Here is a 15,518-nt window from a genome sequence, read left to right as displayed (position 1 = left end):
ATGTGAATTTTGAAAATTTAAGGTTGGAAATCGGTACTAGTACCTAGGTTGAATTTTTTAACTATTTGATAAACAGGGACTTTGCGTCATCTCTAGATTGTACATTTAACTTTTTATAAATGTTATTGGTGTGCGATTTTACAGTGCTAACACTTAAAAAAAGCGATTCTGCAATGTCCTTATTCGTTTTGTCTTGTAGTAGATGATCTAAAACCACTTGCTCTTGCTTGGATAATTTTGCTTTTAAATCTTTAGTTGTTGATTGCCTACGTTGCCAGTTACGATAAAGTAGAAAGAGATTCAGAATTCCAGAAAATGCTATAATTCCGTAGAGATAATAATTCCAATTAAAATTTATGTCCCCATTTGAAGCCGCCAACATATAGCGATCTGCTTCTAGTTCGTTAGCATATTGTCGCGTATAAGGCGCATTTGGGTAATTGGTTTCTAGTCTCGATTTGAGATTGTCATAGTAGTCATTGTCTTTTAAGTCTTCGACATAATAATTGTGTAAATCACTAGTTCTATCCGATAAATAGGAATAAATATATAGCTCTGCGATAGGTTCATTTAAAGCTTCACCAAAATACTGAAGCGTTTTAAACCATTTCTTGTTATTCAATTTTCTGTTAGCTTCACTTCTAAATTCGCCATAAGCAAAACGCATATCACTTTTAAGAGAATCTATTTTTACAAAAGCATTAGCTTTTGGGTTGCTCGATTCAATAGAACAAAATATCTGATTCCCGAAAGAGAAAGGCAATTTTAAAGTATCTGTATTCTTTGCAATAAATAAGAGTTCTTCACTATCATTACAGTGGCCATTGAAGTGATTAAAATCTTGTTGACCATCCGAACATTTATCTACATGTATACGATAAATTCGATTTTCGGTATCGAGTATATTGCCTTTAAATTCAAAAAAGCCAGATTCGTCTGCAATAGTTTTTGCAATAATTTGCTCGGAATATACACCAGACATTTTTCGGTAATCTTCAACAATAGAGAGATATACAGAATTCTGCCATTCATCTGGATTAACATAACCCGAAAACGAATATTGCGCCTCGCAAAACAGTGATAAAGCAAAAAAGAGCAAAACAAATTTTAATCGCATAAGACGAATCTACATAATTTAAAAATATTTTGAAACAACTTGAAGTTAAAATAATGTAACAAATTCAACCAATTAACGTCATATCAATACATCAAATCATCAAAACGACATTATGAGTATCTGGCGTGTTATACTTTCCATTTTTTGCCCACCTTTAGCAGTAATAGATAAAGGCTGTGGTTCATTTATTATTACATTTTTATTATGGTTATGCGGTTGGGTTCCAGGCGTCATTGCAGCCTTAGTAATAATAAACAATCCTGAGCGATAAATCCGTATCTTTGTGCTTTATAAAATTTATAAATCACGCATGAAAAAATTGATTTTATTATTTGTATCTATTTGTTTTTTAACGAGCTGTAATGTTACTGAATCTATCATTTTTGATAAAGATATGAGTGGACACTATATGACTGCTTTTGATATGGCACCAATGTTAGATTACGCCAATGCAAATAGACCTCCATCAAAAGAAAGTCCTATACAAGAAAAGATAGATACTACTGTAGTTTTTAACGATTTATACAAAACCCATAAAGACAGTATTACAGCGCTTACTGATGATCAACGTTTAGAGTTTGATAAGTTAAAAGATATGGTGTTAAAGGTGCAAATGGATGAAGAGAAGGGTATTTTTAAATTTGAAATGTCTAAGAAATTTAAAGCTTTTGACGAGTTAAAAACTATATATGAAGAGACTGATGAAGCTATGGATTATGTAAAAGAGATGAGTAATAAGGAGGGAAAAGCACCAAAACAGCAATTAGATGAGCTTACCCAAACCGCCAAAGTTTCATTTAGTTTTGAGAATAATACGTTTTCTAGATTTCAACCAGAATTAAAATTAGATGATGATATGGAAGAAGTAGAGGAAGACGATGAAGATGATATGTTTAAGAAACAGTTTGAAGAGTTGTTTTCTAACTCATTTTATACACTCACTTATAAATTCCCTAAAAAGTTAAAGTCGGTTTCAAGCACAAATGCTGTAATATCTGAGGATGGCAAAACCGTTGTTTATAAGGTGTCTTGGAACGCTATAAATAGTGATGCTTCAGTAATGAATTTAGATGTGGTTTTAGAAGATTAAGGTTTGAATAAAATTGTACAGCTCCAGGATTTAGGTCTTAAAGATTTTAAAGCCACTTGGGATTATCAAGAAGTGCTTTTCAAAGCCATTTTAGATACCAAAATAAAGAATAGAAGAGAAGATGCAGGTTTGGTTACAGATAATCACTTTCTCTTTGTAGAGCATCCGCATGTCTATACATTAGGAAAAAGTGGAGATTTGTCTAATTTGTTACTTTCTGAAGCTCAACTTAACGAAAAAGGAGCCACATTTTATAAAATTAATAGAGGAGGGGATATAACTTATCATGGACCTGGACAAATTGTAGGTTACCCTATTTTAGATTTAGATAATTTCTTTACAGATATACACAAATATCTTCGCTTTTTAGAAGAGATGATTATTCTCACTTTAGCAGAATATGGATTGAAAACAGAACGAAGTCCTGGTGAAACTGGTGTATGGATAGATGTTGATACTCCGTTTGCGCGTAAAATTTGTGCTATGGGAGTAAGAGCAAGTCGCTGGGTAACCATGCATGGCTTTGCATTAAATGTTAATGCAGATTTAGGTTATTTTGATAATATTATTCCTTGTGGTATTAAAGGTAAAGCTGTGACCACTCTAAATAACGAATTGGGTGTTGAGAAAGTTGATGAAGGTGAAGTAAAAGAAAAGCTTTTAAAACATTTTAAAAGCCTTTTTAATGCGAAGTTCGTTTAATTCTATTCCTTAAAAACAAGCTATATAAAAGCATTGAAAAACTTAATATAAGAATCATAGTTGCCCAAAAACTATGAGAAAACCCTATGCGCTCTGCCATAGAACCTGTATCTGATAGCTTTTCTATACCATTGCTTACAAAACTTTTTGTGTATAAATAATTTATTTGTTTAGAGGTATCAATACATGCAATTACACCTAGAAATTGTACTACTAATTGTTGTAATGTTTCATTTCCTTTGATGGCAATGTAAAGTATAAGTACTCCTAAAAATAAAATAATAACTACTCCTACTGAAGTTCTTACCCAAAGGGCTACAGATATTAGCATCACTGCAGAAAGGAGATATAATATTATTTTAGAGCGTTTATATGTTTTACTCATTAAAATAAAAACAGAACCTATTACAGGTGGTCCAAACAATCCAGCAGCTGAGACTAATCCAAGTGAAATATTCTTATCTAAATAAAAATTAGAATCCAAATAACTACTGAATGCTAAACCAGAACCATTATTAAAGATTTCTAATCTCGTAAAACTACCGCCTACAATTATAGACGTAATGCCATGACCCATTTCGTGAAACCAAGTGCCAAGAATAGTAAATGTATATAAAATGTAATACCCATAGTAAGTCCGCCAAATAAGAACTAAAATAATTGAGGCTAGAATAAATCCTAGAATTGCTTGATAATTTGTTTTAAAGTACTTAGCCATTTTAAATAAACAATGTCAGTTATAGCTTTAAAATAGATTTGTTAATTTAAAAATAATTATAAACTCTTGAAATATTTCAATGAGTTTTTAAAGCTTAGTTTATCTATATTTTCTTCTTTTTTAAGAATTTTAGCAATCTAAATATTACAAGTGTTTGAATTAGTGCATTGAAAAAAATCACAAGCCAAAACACATTTGAAGTAGCGGCATAGACACCTTTTTCTGGTACTAATCTATTCCATAAACTTGTTGGGAAAGAAATAATCTCATCGATGATTTTAATTAGAAGATTAGGTTCAGAATTACCAACTATATATGACATTGAAAATCCTAATGTGATATGGAGAATAAAAACTATTACAAATAGTTTAATGAAAACTTTCATAAGTATTTATTTTTAGTTTTCAGCATTAAAAAACACCTTATAAAAATGCATTTTTTTCTCATCGTCGTAGCCACGCTCTAAATATTCAGCTGATGCATCTGGTGCATCCACATCAAGCTTTATTTGTATGTTGGTGTCTAATTTAATCTCAGTTTTAATCTTTTGTTTTTGCTTTTTTAAGACCCGTTCAGAGACATCAAATTGATTTCTAATGAGGACCTTATTTTCAGCTTCGTAGGTTTTTTTATAGTCTTCAAATAGTTGTATTTGATCTTCTTCGTCAAAGACTTGTTCTTTAAAAGTTTCGATATTTACAATTTCATTTTCTTTGAAGAAATCAACCGTATTTGCTAAGAAATTACTTTGGGCCTGTCCGCCAAAATTTGGTTGTAATACTTCTTTAGAAAACTCTCTGCATAACTCTATACAGTTCTTGGTATGTTGGTTAGAGTCATCAGGATATTTAATATTTAAGAAGCTTTTAATCCAGTATTGCGTGTCGTAAGTATTGTTATCTACACTAAATACAATCTTGCCTTCCATATCAGAGGTATTTAAGATTAAACAGCCTTTATCTACCTTTTTGGCTTGTATGCCTTTTTGCACTAAAATATCGTAGCTACCAGATTCTAAATACGTCTGAAAAAACTCTGTTTTATTTTCAATTTTATAGATGCCAAATGCATCTGTGAAATAGTCTTCGTATTGCACGTTTTCAAAATGACAAACTAAGACATCTCCTGTTTTTATTTGTGCAGAATTGCTTTGCTCAAATAGATGTGTTACAATGTGTTTTGATACTTCTACAAAATCTGCTTCATCTTTAAAAATTTGCTCGCTATAAGTGTTAATCTCATTGAGTCCTATATCACTATGATGATGAAAACGATAACTTTCAGTAGCACTTACAAAAGGTTTTAATAGATATGGCAACATAAGATTATAAGTGGCTTCGTCAAAATCTATAGTAGTATCTGAAAATGCATTTTTTGTGTCATTAAATTTGTTGCCAACTTTATGAATAATACAACTTTTGATTGAAGCTTTTTGTCTTTTTATCATAGCAAAAAAGATGTGTTTTTTAGTTATACAATACTACGAAAGCATGAGCTTAAAAATAAGAAAACGCCAAATTAAATTTGGCGTTTTCAGACTCGAGGACTTGAGATTTGGTTATCGTTATGGTTTACTTTTTTTGAGTCTATAATTCAAGGAGCAAAAAAAGAAACAAATATATTATACAAGTAACTTCAATGTTCTGAATTCTTTCATTGTTAAGTAACTGATTAATAGTTGTATAAAAATAATGATAACTATTGATACTAAAAAATGAAATGTATAATTGGTGAAAAATTAATGTAGTTTGTATACCACAATGGTTTTAGCATCACTTTTTGTAATGAGCTCCAAACCATTACTCTTATCTAATTTCTGTAGCTCTGCTGTAGAAGTCCCAAATACAGGAAAATTTGGAATGGACTTAGCTTGGCTATCGAAAAGATAAACTTTCTTAGATTGTAAATCTGTAGTAGTGACGTAGATTTTATCGTTGAGGTAAAAGATTTTCGGTATAGTATAATCTCCATAATCTAAATCTATAGTTCTAGACTTAATTTTTAATTTATTCTCACTCAAAGAAACTAGAGTTTTACTTGTAGTAGTAATATGATGCTTATCTGTTAGGTTTAAATCTTTAGTATTTAATCGCCCTTTGGTATCAACTTGTATCAATTGACCAAGTGTATTAGTAGTGGTGAACTTATTTTGATATAAATACAGTTTATTTTCTGAAAAACGAATTTTGTCCTTAACATTAATCCTCACTTTTCCCTGTCTGTTCAATATTTTTAATGTTTCACCTGCACCGAATGTTATGTAATCTTTGCTTCCTATTCTAAAATGTTTTGGTTGGGTAAGAATATCTGAGCCATTATTGTTGTAATTAAATCCAGATACAGATTTACCTTTTACATCATACATTAAAAGGTTTTTGCCTTGAGTGATTAATAACCTATAATTTTTTCTTTTATCATAATCGAAAACAGAAAGTGGTTGTGTAATCGCATCATTAAACTTTAATGGAAATGGAGAGACATCATTACCATTCCTATCTAAAACGTATATACGATTAGAAGTAGCAAAAACTAATTGTAATCTTCCATTTTTATAAATATCTATTTGCTCAATATTACCAAGTATTTTTCCCTGAAGTTGTTTTTTCCATAGTATACTTCCTGAATCAGAAATAAGGTAAAGCATATTATGAACATCTTGCAAAACTATATCATGTGCTTTGGTGACATGATTTTTTATAATTTGTGGTGATGAAATAAGTTCTGCTTCAACTTGAGTGGTAAACGCTTCAATTACTGAATTGGTTGATGCTCTCTTTTTGAACTTTTGAATGATGCCATTAATATGAGCATAATTGTCTTCATATATAAACTGTACAGCGTTAGCGTTATAGCCTTTTGTTTTTTTCTCTAAAACCTCTGATAAACCATCAGAATTTTTAAAAACAAATAATGAAGCTTCATCGCTAAGGTTTTCACTTATGCTAAGATATGCATCAGTATTAGCTAGCGTATTATTATTGAGTGCATTAATTAGTATAGCTTTTAATGATTCTACAGAATTTGAAAACACAATAAAATTTTCGTAAACCGAAAAGAATTCGGCATTGTCAAAACTCATAAAAGGCGTTAAGCGTGATTGAAAAAAATCTGGGTTACCAAATTCGTATATATCTATATCTCTAAATGTTTCAATATTTGTTTTTTCCTCAATAGACTCTAGAATTAAGTTTGGATCTAATGAATATAATACCAGAGCATTATCTATTAAGGCAATCTCATTAGTTAAATTTAAAAATGTTTCTGTACTATCAATAGTTTGCTTAGTTCTGTGAGTTAAGTTTTTTTGGAAGGCAGAGAAATCATCATAAGCAATACTTAATAAGGATTTTGTATTGAAAGGCGATAATTTTGGGGTGTTAGTTTTTTGAGGAATAGTATTTTTAAAACTATCTAAATAATTATTGATTGAATCATTAGATGTAATGATACCATTATACAGAAGACTTTTATCTGTGAAGTCTATATCAAGAACACCGTAATTAGATTCATCACTATTATCATTCAAATTTGAAAACAATAGTTTTGAGTAATTAGTTGCGTCTACTTTAAATAGTATTGAAGCGATGGATTTATCATCAGTGGTTTCAATTAACTTGCTTAGTTTGGTGTTTTCTTTTTCAGTATCTATGTCTTTCAGAAGTTCTAAGTTACTTGATCCCGCAAATACACCTCCTATAATTTTATGGTAGAATGTTGTAGTGTCTATTTGTGTTTTTTTAATATCTAATTTTATTAAGGATTCTGAAATATGATTAGGAATAGAATCAATTACAAACAATGTAGAATCATTTTTTGTAAGGATTAAAAAGTCTGATTGTTTATCTGAAGATTCCTTAATACCAATAAATATTTGTTGTGTTGTGTTAAGGTGTTTTAAAATAGTAGATGCATTTTTAAGCTCCTTATTATATATAGAGGAAAGTACATCATGATTATTAATGCTATTTATAAAGCTGTTAACTTCATTTACTTTTATAACAGTTTTTGTTTGCTTAGGAATAAGTTGATATGGGAAATTAGTTTTGTTGTAGTTTTTTTGACAGCCTAATAGAAAGGAAAACAAAACCAATAAAAAACCAAGTCGTTTCATTAAAATAGTATTATGATTACAAATATAAAAAGTTAAATATCTAAACGGTATTGCTCAGGTAATAATCTAAATGATTTTCTGTGATATTTTGTAATCCCATATTTTTTTATTGCTGCTCTATGTTCTTTGGTTGGATAACCTTTATTCTGTTTCCAATTATACATGGGGAATTCTTTATGAATTTTTTCCATGTATTCATCTCTATACGTTTTTGCCAATACTGAAGCGGCTGCAATACTTAAATATTTACTATCTCCTTTAATAATGGTTTGGTAAGGAATGGATTTGTAAGGTTTAAACTTGTTGCCGTCTACTATTATGTATTTAGGAATGGGTTTAAGTTTTTCAATAGAACCATGCATTGCTTTTATAGATGCGTTCAGGATATTAATATTATCAATCTCGGTTTCATAAATATGTTGAAATGCAAACGTTACGGCTTTAGATTCAATAAGAGGCTTTAGAATAGTTCTATTCTTCTCTGAAAGTTGTTTTGAGTCATTTAATAAAGTGTTGTTAAATGATAGAGGGAGGATAACTGCTGCTGCAGTAACAGGGCCAGCCAAACAACCTCTACCAGCCTCGTCGGTACCACATTCTAAATCGAAAGATGAAAACTGAATTTGAAGCGTCAAAATGTTAAAGTTTAAACAAAGTTAAAATTTTAACGCAACCCTTTTACAGTTTTTACATCTAAATACTGAGTTAATTGAGTAAAACATTGAAAAAATGATTTGAAAGCATTGCTGATGAATTCGCAAAAGTATTAACATTTTTTTGGCAAAAACACTTGTATATTTAATATTAAATTAAGATGTTTGCAACTAGACTAACTCAAATAATTGTTTTATGAAATTAAAGTTAACATGGTTATTAACGCTTTTTATGGCGTTCGTGATGCAATTTTCTTTTGCACAAGAAAAAACTGTCACAGGTACAGTTACAACTGCTTCAGATGGTTTACCCCTTCCTGGTGCTAGTGTAATTGTAAAAGGTACCGCTCGTGGTGCTCAAACAGATTTTGATGGTAAGTATACTATTAAGGTTGATCAAGGAGATGTATTAGTAATTTCTTATGTAGGTATGGAGCCTTCTGAAGTTACAATCGCTGCTGGTAATACTTATGACGTAGCTTTAGAGGAGGGTAATACTCTTGATGAAGTTGTTGTTGTAGGTTATGGTACCACAACCAAAAAGGCGTACGCTGGTACGGCTACAGTGGTAAAATCTGAAGACATTGAGACGAAAAACTTCTCTAATGTATCTCAGTCACTTGCAGGTGAAGCTGCCGGTGTAACAGTAATTAACACATCCGGTCAGCCAGGTACAACTTCAACAGTACGTATTAGAGGTTTTGGTTCTATTAATGGGAATAGATCTCCTCTATATGTAATTGATGGAGTTCCTTTCTCTGGGAGTTTGAACTCAATTAACCCATCAGATATTAAATCAACAACGATCTTAAAGGATGCGACGGCAACTGCCATTTATGGTTCTCGTGGTGCGAATGGTGTAGTATTGATTACAACTAAAGGTGGAAGTTCTACTGAATCTTATGTTGAATTAGACGTAAGAACTGGTATCAATACACAATTAATTCCTCGTTACGACGTCATTAGTTCTCCAGAAGAGAGTATAGCTCTTGTTTGGGAAGGTGGCTTAGGAAGAGGACGTGTAACTGGTAATGCAGACCCTGTTGCTTTTGCAAATTCTTATTTATTTGGAAACAGTGTGGATCCAGGATATAATATGTGGAATGCTGCTGATGGTGGTGAATTAATTGATCCAGTAACTAGATCTGTAAGAGCAGGTGTTACAAGAAAATATGATCCTTTACGTTATCAAGATGTTGCTTTTAATGCAGCTTACAGAACAGAGGCTAACTTAAGAATGGGTGGTGGTAATGCTGATTCAAGATATTTTGTGTCTTTTGGTTTCTTAGATGACAATGGTTATGCTTTAAACACTGGTTATAAAAGATACACGACAAGAATTAATGTTAATTCTAAAGTTAAAGAGTGGTTAACTGTTGGTGCTAACTTAGGTTATGCATTTTCAGAAAGTTTAAATAATGGTCAAACAGCTGGTTCAGAAAACGTTTTTGAATTTGCTGATAAAATGCAACCATTTTTCCCAGTTTATTTAAGAGATGATAACGCTCAATTGGTACCAGATCCAGTTTTTGGTGGTAATCAGTTAGATTATGGAACTCCTTCTGGGTTTAGAGCAAGACCAAATGCCAACCTTTTAAATCCAATTGGTACTGCATTATATGATCATGTAGGTACAGATAGACATGAATTAAACGGTAGCTTTAATGCGAAGTTTAAAATAACTGATGCATTATCTTTTGAAACTACATTTGGAGCGCAATATTCAAATGCGATATTTAAATCTGTAGGTAATCCTTTTTATGGAACTGCAGTAAATGATGAAGGTAATATTACACAATCTAATACAGAAAGATTAACAACAAACTTCCTACAGTTATTACGTTACCGTAAAGATTTTGGAGATCACTCTGTAGAAGCATTAGTGGCGCATGAAGGTAATAGGTTTGAAACAAACTTTATTGAATCTTCAAAAACTAAGGTGGTTAACCCAGATATTGATGAGCTAAATCAATATATTATTCAGAATGGTCAAGTAATAGGTGGTAGATCTGCAAGAACTTTAGAGTCTTACTTTGCTCAGATTAATTATGATTTTGATGATAAATATTATTTAACATTATCTGGTCGTCGTGATGGGTCTTCTAAGTTCGCATTCAACAAATGGGATAACTTTGGTTCTATAGGTGCTGCTTGGATTATATCTAATGAAGATTTTATGTCTGATAGTGTATTTAGCTATTTAAAGTTAAAGGGTTCTTATGGTATTACAGGTGATGAAACTGGTGTAGGTTTCTACACAGGTATAGATACATTCAGTTTAAATAACAATGGTGCTGGTGCATTTTCTTTCCCAGCAGATACTTTCCAGAACCCTGAATTAACTTGGGAGACTGCAGTGCAGTACCAAGCTGGTGTAGAATTTAGTTTAGGTTCTTGGTTAGATGGTTCTATTGATTACTTTATCAAGGATACAGAAAATTTATTCTTCACAAGAGCGAATGCAGCATCTACAGGTGTAGCAACATTAACTATTAATGAAGGTGTTCTTAGAAACAATGGTTTAGAATTTGATTTTACTGGTCACATAATAAATTCAGGTGATTTTAAATTAGATTTATCTGTTAACGGAGCAATCACTGATAACGAAATTAAAGAAATGTATATCAGTCCTCAGACTGGAGAGCAAGAAATATTAGATAATAGAAACGCTCCTTATGGATATTCTGTAGGTAGTTCTATCTTTGATTTCTATATTAGAGAATGGGCTGGTGTAGATCCTTCAGATGGTGCCCCAATGTGGAATCAATATTATGATGATGCTAATGATAATGGTATTTTAGATACTGGTGAAGAACTTGGTTTAGGATTAACTCAGTATTTAGCAGCAAATGAAGATGCTAATATCAGAAAAACAATTACTAAGGATTACTCTGCAGCTACTCAAAAGTATGTAGGTAAAGGAGGTATTCCTGATGTATCTGGTGCTTTCCGTTTATCAGCTAAGTATAAGAACTGGAATCTTTCAACACAATTCACATATCAAATAGGAGGATACGCATTAGATAACCAATATGGTGAATTAATGAGTGATCGTTTTGGTGCCGCTGGTAATAACTTCCATTCAGATATTAGAGCTAGATGGCAAAATCCAGGTGATATCACTAACGTACCTGCATTAACAGATAATGCTATCGTTAATGGTACATCTACATCAACAAGATTTTTAACTAAAACTGACTTCCTTGCTTTAAATAATATTTTAGTAGGTTACACATTACCATCTAAATTCTTAGATAAAACAGGATTAGATTTAGTAAACGTATATGTCTCTGGTGATAACTTGTTTCTAACAAGTGCTAGAGAAGGTTTCAACCCAAGAACAAGTGAAAGTGGAAATACTGGTCGTAGATTATATGCGCCATTAAGTACATTTACATTAGGTGTGAGATTAAAATTTTAACTTAAAAAAAAGCGAAAAATGAAAAAAAGTGTAATTAAATTAATGATGATCTCGGGATTAGTCCTAACAGTGTTTGGCTGTTCTGATGATTTTATAAATGAGGCACCTGAAAGTGGGTTTCAAACAATAAATCAGTTTGGTGAGATTGCTGAGTCAAATCCAGATATTTTATCTGGTTTCATTGAAGGTGTATACTCAAATATGTATACAACAGGTACTGGTGGTACTACTGGTCACGATGATTTTGGTCATAAAGCTTAAGATTTATTTGCTGACTTTCTAACTAGTGATATGGCTTTATCTGTAAGTACTTATGGATGGTACAGAGCTAGTATTACTGAATATCAGTGTACAGAAGATTTCACCTTTACTGATAACTACCAAGTTTGGAGACATTACTACAGAGTAATTCGTTCTGCAAATACAGTTATTGATGCTTTAGGTGGTGAGGCAGCTGATCCAGAAAACCTTACTAACAGAGCAAATTTAGGTCAAGCTTTAACAATGAGAGCTCACTCTTATTTTTACTTAACTCAGTACATGTCTAATGATTATAATCCATCAGCGGAGATACTTCCAATATACAGAGGTGTTTCTAACATTGGTGTTGGTAAGTCTACAACGGCAGAAGTATTTGAATTAATTGAAAGTGATTTAAACAGAGCGATAGTGTTAATGGCGGATTATACAAGACCGACAAAAACACAAGCTGATAAGACAATAGCTAAAGCAGTATTAGCTTACACTATTGCAGCAACACGTGATGTATCTCGTATGGGTGAAGTGGTTTCTCTATGTGATGCAGTTATCGCTGAGTCTGGTGCAACAGTAATGAGTGCAGCAGAAATAACAGGTGGATTTAACAACTTAGCAACTCCGGGATGGATTTGGGGTGTAGACCTTAACCCAGATATCGGATTGAGATTAGTATCTTGGTGGGGACAAGTTGATGCGTTTTCATACAGTTATGCTTGGGCAGGTGATGCAAAAGCAATCGATCAGAATTTATATGATGCAATTCCTGCAGATGATGCAAGAAAGGCACAATTCTTCCCAGGTACAGGTTATTATAACTTAATGCCATTAGATAAGTTTTACGATGCTAGTAGAATCATTGGTGGTCCAAGTGGAACAGTAGTTGCAGATTACGTATATATGAGAATTGCAGAATTACATATGTTAAAAGCAGAAGCATTAGCTAAGATGGGACAAGATGGAGCAGCTAGAACAGCATTAGCAAATGTATTAGATCAGCGTTTGCCAGATACATCTTATTTAAATGGATTATCAGGAACAGCTTTACAAGATGAAATTCATTTACAAACTCGTATAGAGTTCTGGGGTGAGGGTAAATCTTACTTATCGCTTAAGCGTAATCAGCAGATGACAGGAGCAAGAGGAAGTAATCACTTATCTTTTGTAGGTGAATCTTTTGCACATAACTCTGAGCAAATGACTTTTGAAATCCCTGAATTAGAGATTCAAAGTAACGTTTTCATTAACGAACAAAACTAATTAATAAACTAAGACTTATCTCATGAAGAAAATTTTTAAATATATAGTTCTTGGTGTTTTTATCACAGCTGCTTACAGCTGTGATGAAGATGCTACTTCAAATAGCGTAGATTATGTAACTTTTGAATCTAGTCCAACTACATTTAGAGTTGCTGAAAATGCTACATCAACAAAAGATGTAATGGTATACGCTGGAAATAAAACAGGATCTGACCGTACTTATTCAGTATTAGTAAACGAAGGTTCTACTCTTGCAACTAGTTATTCTGTACCAAGTACAGTGACTATTCCTGCAAATTCTAATGTAGGAGTGTTACCAGTTTCTGTTACAGATGACGCTAATTTACAGTATGTAGCTCAAACATTAATAGTTGAGTTTGCTGAGTTAAGTGGAGCTAGTTTAGGTGGAAGTTTAACTATTAACGTAGCAGAAGACTGTCCTAATACAATTGCGACGCTTTCTATTACTATGGATAACTATCCAGATGAAACAACTTGGTCTCTTACAGACGGTGGTGGATCTGAAGTTGCTGCAGGTGGACCATATGATAATCCAGCTGACGATTTTGTAACTTACAGTTGGGATTTCTGTTTAGCCTCTGGTACTTACACTCTAGAAGTTAATGATTCTTGGGGAGATGGTGGACCAGCTTATGATGTATCAGTTGGTGGTGCTTCATTAGTTTCTGGTACAGTTTCTGGTACAGGAAATACAGAAACTTTTACAATAGATTAATATATCTATCTAATAATATTTAGACCACCTTAATTTTATTAAGGTGGTTTTTTTATGGATTTAACTTAAGTTTATTATTTAACTTTTAACACTTACATTTTAATTATAGTATTATTATCTATTTTTGCCATAATAATATCCATTAATAATAGTTTTTGTATATAAATCTTTTCATGTTAAACTCAAAACATTTCATATTTTTAATTCTTTCACTTTTTTGCACTTATGGTATTCTAGGTCAGACAAAATTAAATAAAGGAAATGTTGAAAATCGTGAAAATCCATTTGCCAATGATTCTTCTGCTGTAAAAAAAATCAAAAGGTTTTAAAAAGCTGGCTTCTATAGATATGTACTTACAATTTAATACTGAGATTGATACTTCAGTGGTAGATACTACATTGTCAATTAAAAAGGATTATAAATTTAATTACTTACAAAGAGATAATTTTGGGTTAATGCCTTTTGCCAATATAGGGCAAACATATAATTCATTAACATTTAATTTATTATCTGATAATACATCACCTTTGTTCGGAGCAAGGGCTCGTCATTTTAATTATATGGAAAGTGATGATATTAGATACTATGAAGTGCCTACTCCATGGACACGATTAACATACAAAACTGCTTTTGAGCAAGGGCAAATGCTGGATGCTTTCATCGCTGTTAATTTATCAAGACAATTTAATTTTTCACTTGCCTATAAAGGGTTAAGGTCGTTAGGTAATTATCAAAATTCACTTACCAGTTCAGGTAATTTTAGATTTACGTCAAATATTAAGTCCAAGAATGAAAGATATGACGCTAAGTTACATGTTGTTATGCAGGATATATTAAATCAAGAAAACGGTGGTTTAAAGGACGAAGATCTTGAAAACTTTGAATCGGGTAACGAAGATTTTATTGACAGGTCTGTTTTCGATCCTAATTTTGAAAATGCTGAAAATATTTTAAGAGGTAAAACATTTTATATCAAGCATTCTTATGATTTTGGAAAGATAAAAGACTCATTAAGTAAGAATAGACTTGCTGTATTTAATACCATTTCTTTAGAAGATAAATATTACCAGTTTTCCCAAACAACTCCAGTAACAAGTTTTTTTGGTGATTCTTTTACCAACAATATTAACGATAAAGTTAAATTAGAGAATTTTAAATCAGCACTTGGATTATATTATTCTAATAATCTATTAGGTGACTTTATGTTCGCTGTTAATTTTACTGACCTTAACTATGGATATGATAGTGTAGTATTATTTCCAAATGAAACTATACCTAATAGAATTAAGTCGAATTATTTTGGTGTAGAAGCTTCTTATGCGAAAACCTATAAAGGATTTAATATAAAAGGAAATGGAGGAGTAAATCTCTCAGATGAATTCGTTGGAAGTCATTTAAATGGTGAAATAAATGTAAAGCTATTTAAAGATTTTAGCTTAAAAGGCGGTATTAAT

The 15,518-nt window shown here is 31.8% G+C and carries 14 protein-coding genes (1 of these 14 only partly in view); 8 read left to right on the top strand and 6 right to left on the bottom strand.

Going from position 1 to position 15,518, the window contains the following annotated elements:
- Positions 1-61: 61 nt before the first annotated feature.
- Positions 62-1,117 carry a response regulator transcription factor gene (locus WPG_RS17205; RefSeq protein ID WP_052471132.1) on the bottom strand — a complete coding sequence of 352 codons (1,056 nt, stop codon included), beginning with the start codon at positions 1,115-1,117 and terminating at the stop codon, positions 62-64.
- A 112-nt stretch (positions 1,118-1,229) separates the two neighbouring features.
- Here WPG_RS17205 and WPG_RS17695 point away from each other — a divergent pair, with 112 nt between their 5' ends.
- From WPG_RS17695 to lipB, 3 genes are read left to right on the top strand one after another with little or no spacing between them, the layout of a single operon-like run.
- Positions 1,230-1,388, top strand: a complete 159-nt coding sequence (locus WPG_RS17695; RefSeq protein WP_084221509.1) for a YqaE/Pmp3 family membrane protein — start codon at positions 1,230-1,232, stop codon at positions 1,386-1,388.
- A 39-nt stretch (positions 1,389-1,427) separates the two neighbouring features.
- Positions 1,428-2,207, top strand: a complete 780-nt coding sequence (locus tag WPG_RS03170; protein ID WP_045469253.1) for a hypothetical protein — start codon at positions 1,428-1,430, stop codon at positions 2,205-2,207.
- Between the two features lie 3 nt (positions 2,208-2,210).
- Positions 2,211-2,909 carry a lipoyl(octanoyl) transferase LipB gene (lipB, locus tag WPG_RS03165; RefSeq protein ID WP_045469250.1) on the top strand — a complete coding sequence of 233 codons (699 nt, stop codon included), beginning with the start codon at positions 2,211-2,213 and terminating at the stop codon, positions 2,907-2,909.
- Here the strand turns inward: lipB and WPG_RS03160 are convergent.
- From WPG_RS03160 to WPG_RS03140, 5 genes are all read right to left on the bottom strand, one after another.
- Positions 2,890-3,627, bottom strand: coding sequence for a M50 family metallopeptidase (locus tag WPG_RS03160; RefSeq protein WP_045469247.1), 738 nt, complete (start codon positions 3,625-3,627; stop codon positions 2,890-2,892). The two genes, lipB and WPG_RS03160, sit on opposite strands and share 20 nt — an antisense overlap.
- 103 nt (positions 3,628-3,730) lie before the next feature.
- Positions 3,731-4,012, bottom strand: a complete 282-nt coding sequence (locus WPG_RS03155; protein ID WP_045469244.1) for a hypothetical protein — start codon at positions 4,010-4,012, stop codon at positions 3,731-3,733.
- Positions 4,013-4,024: 12 nt separating this feature from the next.
- Entirely contained in the window at positions 4,025-5,074 is a 1,050-nt protein-coding gene (locus tag WPG_RS03150; RefSeq protein ID WP_045469241.1) for a nucleoid-associated protein, read from the bottom strand.
- Between the two features lie 291 nt (positions 5,075-5,365).
- Complete coding sequence (locus tag WPG_RS03145; RefSeq protein WP_045469238.1) at positions 5,366-7,738, bottom strand: hypothetical protein; 2,373 nt, start codon at positions 7,736-7,738, stop codon at positions 5,366-5,368.
- 32 nt (positions 7,739-7,770) lie between these two features.
- A complete protein-coding gene (locus WPG_RS03140; RefSeq protein ID WP_045469235.1) occupies positions 7,771-8,373 on the bottom strand; it encodes a ribonuclease HII in 603 nt (200 codons plus the stop codon).
- A gap of 214 nt (positions 8,374-8,587) precedes the next feature.
- Here WPG_RS03140 and WPG_RS03135 point away from each other — a divergent pair, with 214 nt between their 5' ends.
- The 5 genes from WPG_RS03135 to WPG_RS03120 form a co-directional block, all read left to right on the top strand.
- Positions 8,588-11,812: a SusC/RagA family TonB-linked outer membrane protein gene (locus WPG_RS03135; RefSeq protein ID WP_045469233.1), complete on the top strand. Its 3,225-nt coding sequence runs from the start codon at positions 8,588-8,590 to the stop codon at positions 11,810-11,812.
- An 18-nt stretch (positions 11,813-11,830) separates the two neighbouring features.
- Positions 11,831-12,073 (top strand): hypothetical protein, encoded by a 243-nt coding sequence (locus WPG_RS18505; RefSeq protein WP_231850244.1) that lies wholly within the window; start codon positions 11,831-11,833, stop codon positions 12,071-12,073.
- A gap of 30 nt (positions 12,074-12,103) precedes the next feature.
- The gene (locus tag WPG_RS03130; RefSeq protein ID WP_231850243.1) at positions 12,104-13,327 is read left to right on the top strand and encodes a RagB/SusD family nutrient uptake outer membrane protein; all 1,224 of its coding nucleotides are present in this window, start codon (positions 12,104-12,106) and stop codon (positions 13,325-13,327) included.
- A gap of 22 nt (positions 13,328-13,349) precedes the next feature.
- Entirely contained in the window at positions 13,350-14,063 is a 714-nt protein-coding gene (locus tag WPG_RS03125; protein WP_045469230.1) for a hypothetical protein, read from the top strand.
- A 348-nt stretch (positions 14,064-14,411) separates the two neighbouring features.
- A protein-coding gene (locus tag WPG_RS03120; protein WP_052471131.1) for a putative porin crosses the window boundary here: on the top strand, positions 14,412-15,518 show its 5' portion. The gene runs 693 nt beyond the window's last position; 1,107 of the gene's 1,800 nt are visible here — the first part of the coding sequence; its start codon is at positions 14,412-14,414; the stop codon falls past the right edge of the window.

Source organism: Winogradskyella sp. PG-2 (genome assembly GCF_000828715.1).
Taxonomy (GTDB): domain Bacteria; phylum Bacteroidota; class Bacteroidia; order Flavobacteriales; family Flavobacteriaceae; genus Winogradskyella.
This window is presented reverse-complemented; position numbering and strand designations above follow the sequence as displayed.

What these genes read in the sequence shown, in the direction of transcription:
- WPG_RS17205 (WP_052471132.1), bottom strand. Translation starts at nt 1,117, where the DNA reads ATGCGATTAAAATTTGTTTTGCTCTTTTTTGCTTTATCACTGTTTTGC.
- WPG_RS17695 (WP_084221509.1), top strand. Translation starts at nt 1,230, where the DNA reads ATGAGTATCTGGCGTGTTATACTTTCCATTTTTTGCCCACCTTTAGCA.
- WPG_RS03170 (WP_045469253.1), top strand. Translation starts at nt 1,428, where the DNA reads ATGAAAAAATTGATTTTATTATTTGTATCTATTTGTTTTTTAACGAGC.
- WPG_RS03160 (WP_045469247.1), bottom strand. Translation starts at nt 3,627, where the DNA reads ATGGCTAAGTACTTTAAAACAAATTATCAAGCAATTCTAGGATTTATT.
- WPG_RS03155 (WP_045469244.1), bottom strand. Translation starts at nt 4,012, where the DNA reads ATGAAAGTTTTCATTAAACTATTTGTAATAGTTTTTATTCTCCATATC.
- WPG_RS03150 (WP_045469241.1), bottom strand. Translation starts at nt 5,074, where the DNA reads ATGATAAAAAGACAAAAAGCTTCAATCAAAAGTTGTATTATTCATAAA.
- WPG_RS03145 (WP_045469238.1), bottom strand. Translation starts at nt 7,738, where the DNA reads ATGAAACGACTTGGTTTTTTATTGGTTTTGTTTTCCTTTCTATTAGGC.
- WPG_RS03135 (WP_045469233.1), top strand. Translation starts at nt 8,588, where the DNA reads ATGAAATTAAAGTTAACATGGTTATTAACGCTTTTTATGGCGTTCGTG.
- WPG_RS18505 (WP_231850244.1), top strand. Translation starts at nt 11,831, where the DNA reads ATGAAAAAAAGTGTAATTAAATTAATGATGATCTCGGGATTAGTCCTA.
- WPG_RS03130 (WP_231850243.1), top strand. Translation starts at nt 12,104, where the DNA reads ATGGCTTTATCTGTAAGTACTTATGGATGGTACAGAGCTAGTATTACT.
- WPG_RS03125 (WP_045469230.1), top strand. Translation starts at nt 13,350, where the DNA reads ATGAAGAAAATTTTTAAATATATAGTTCTTGGTGTTTTTATCACAGCT.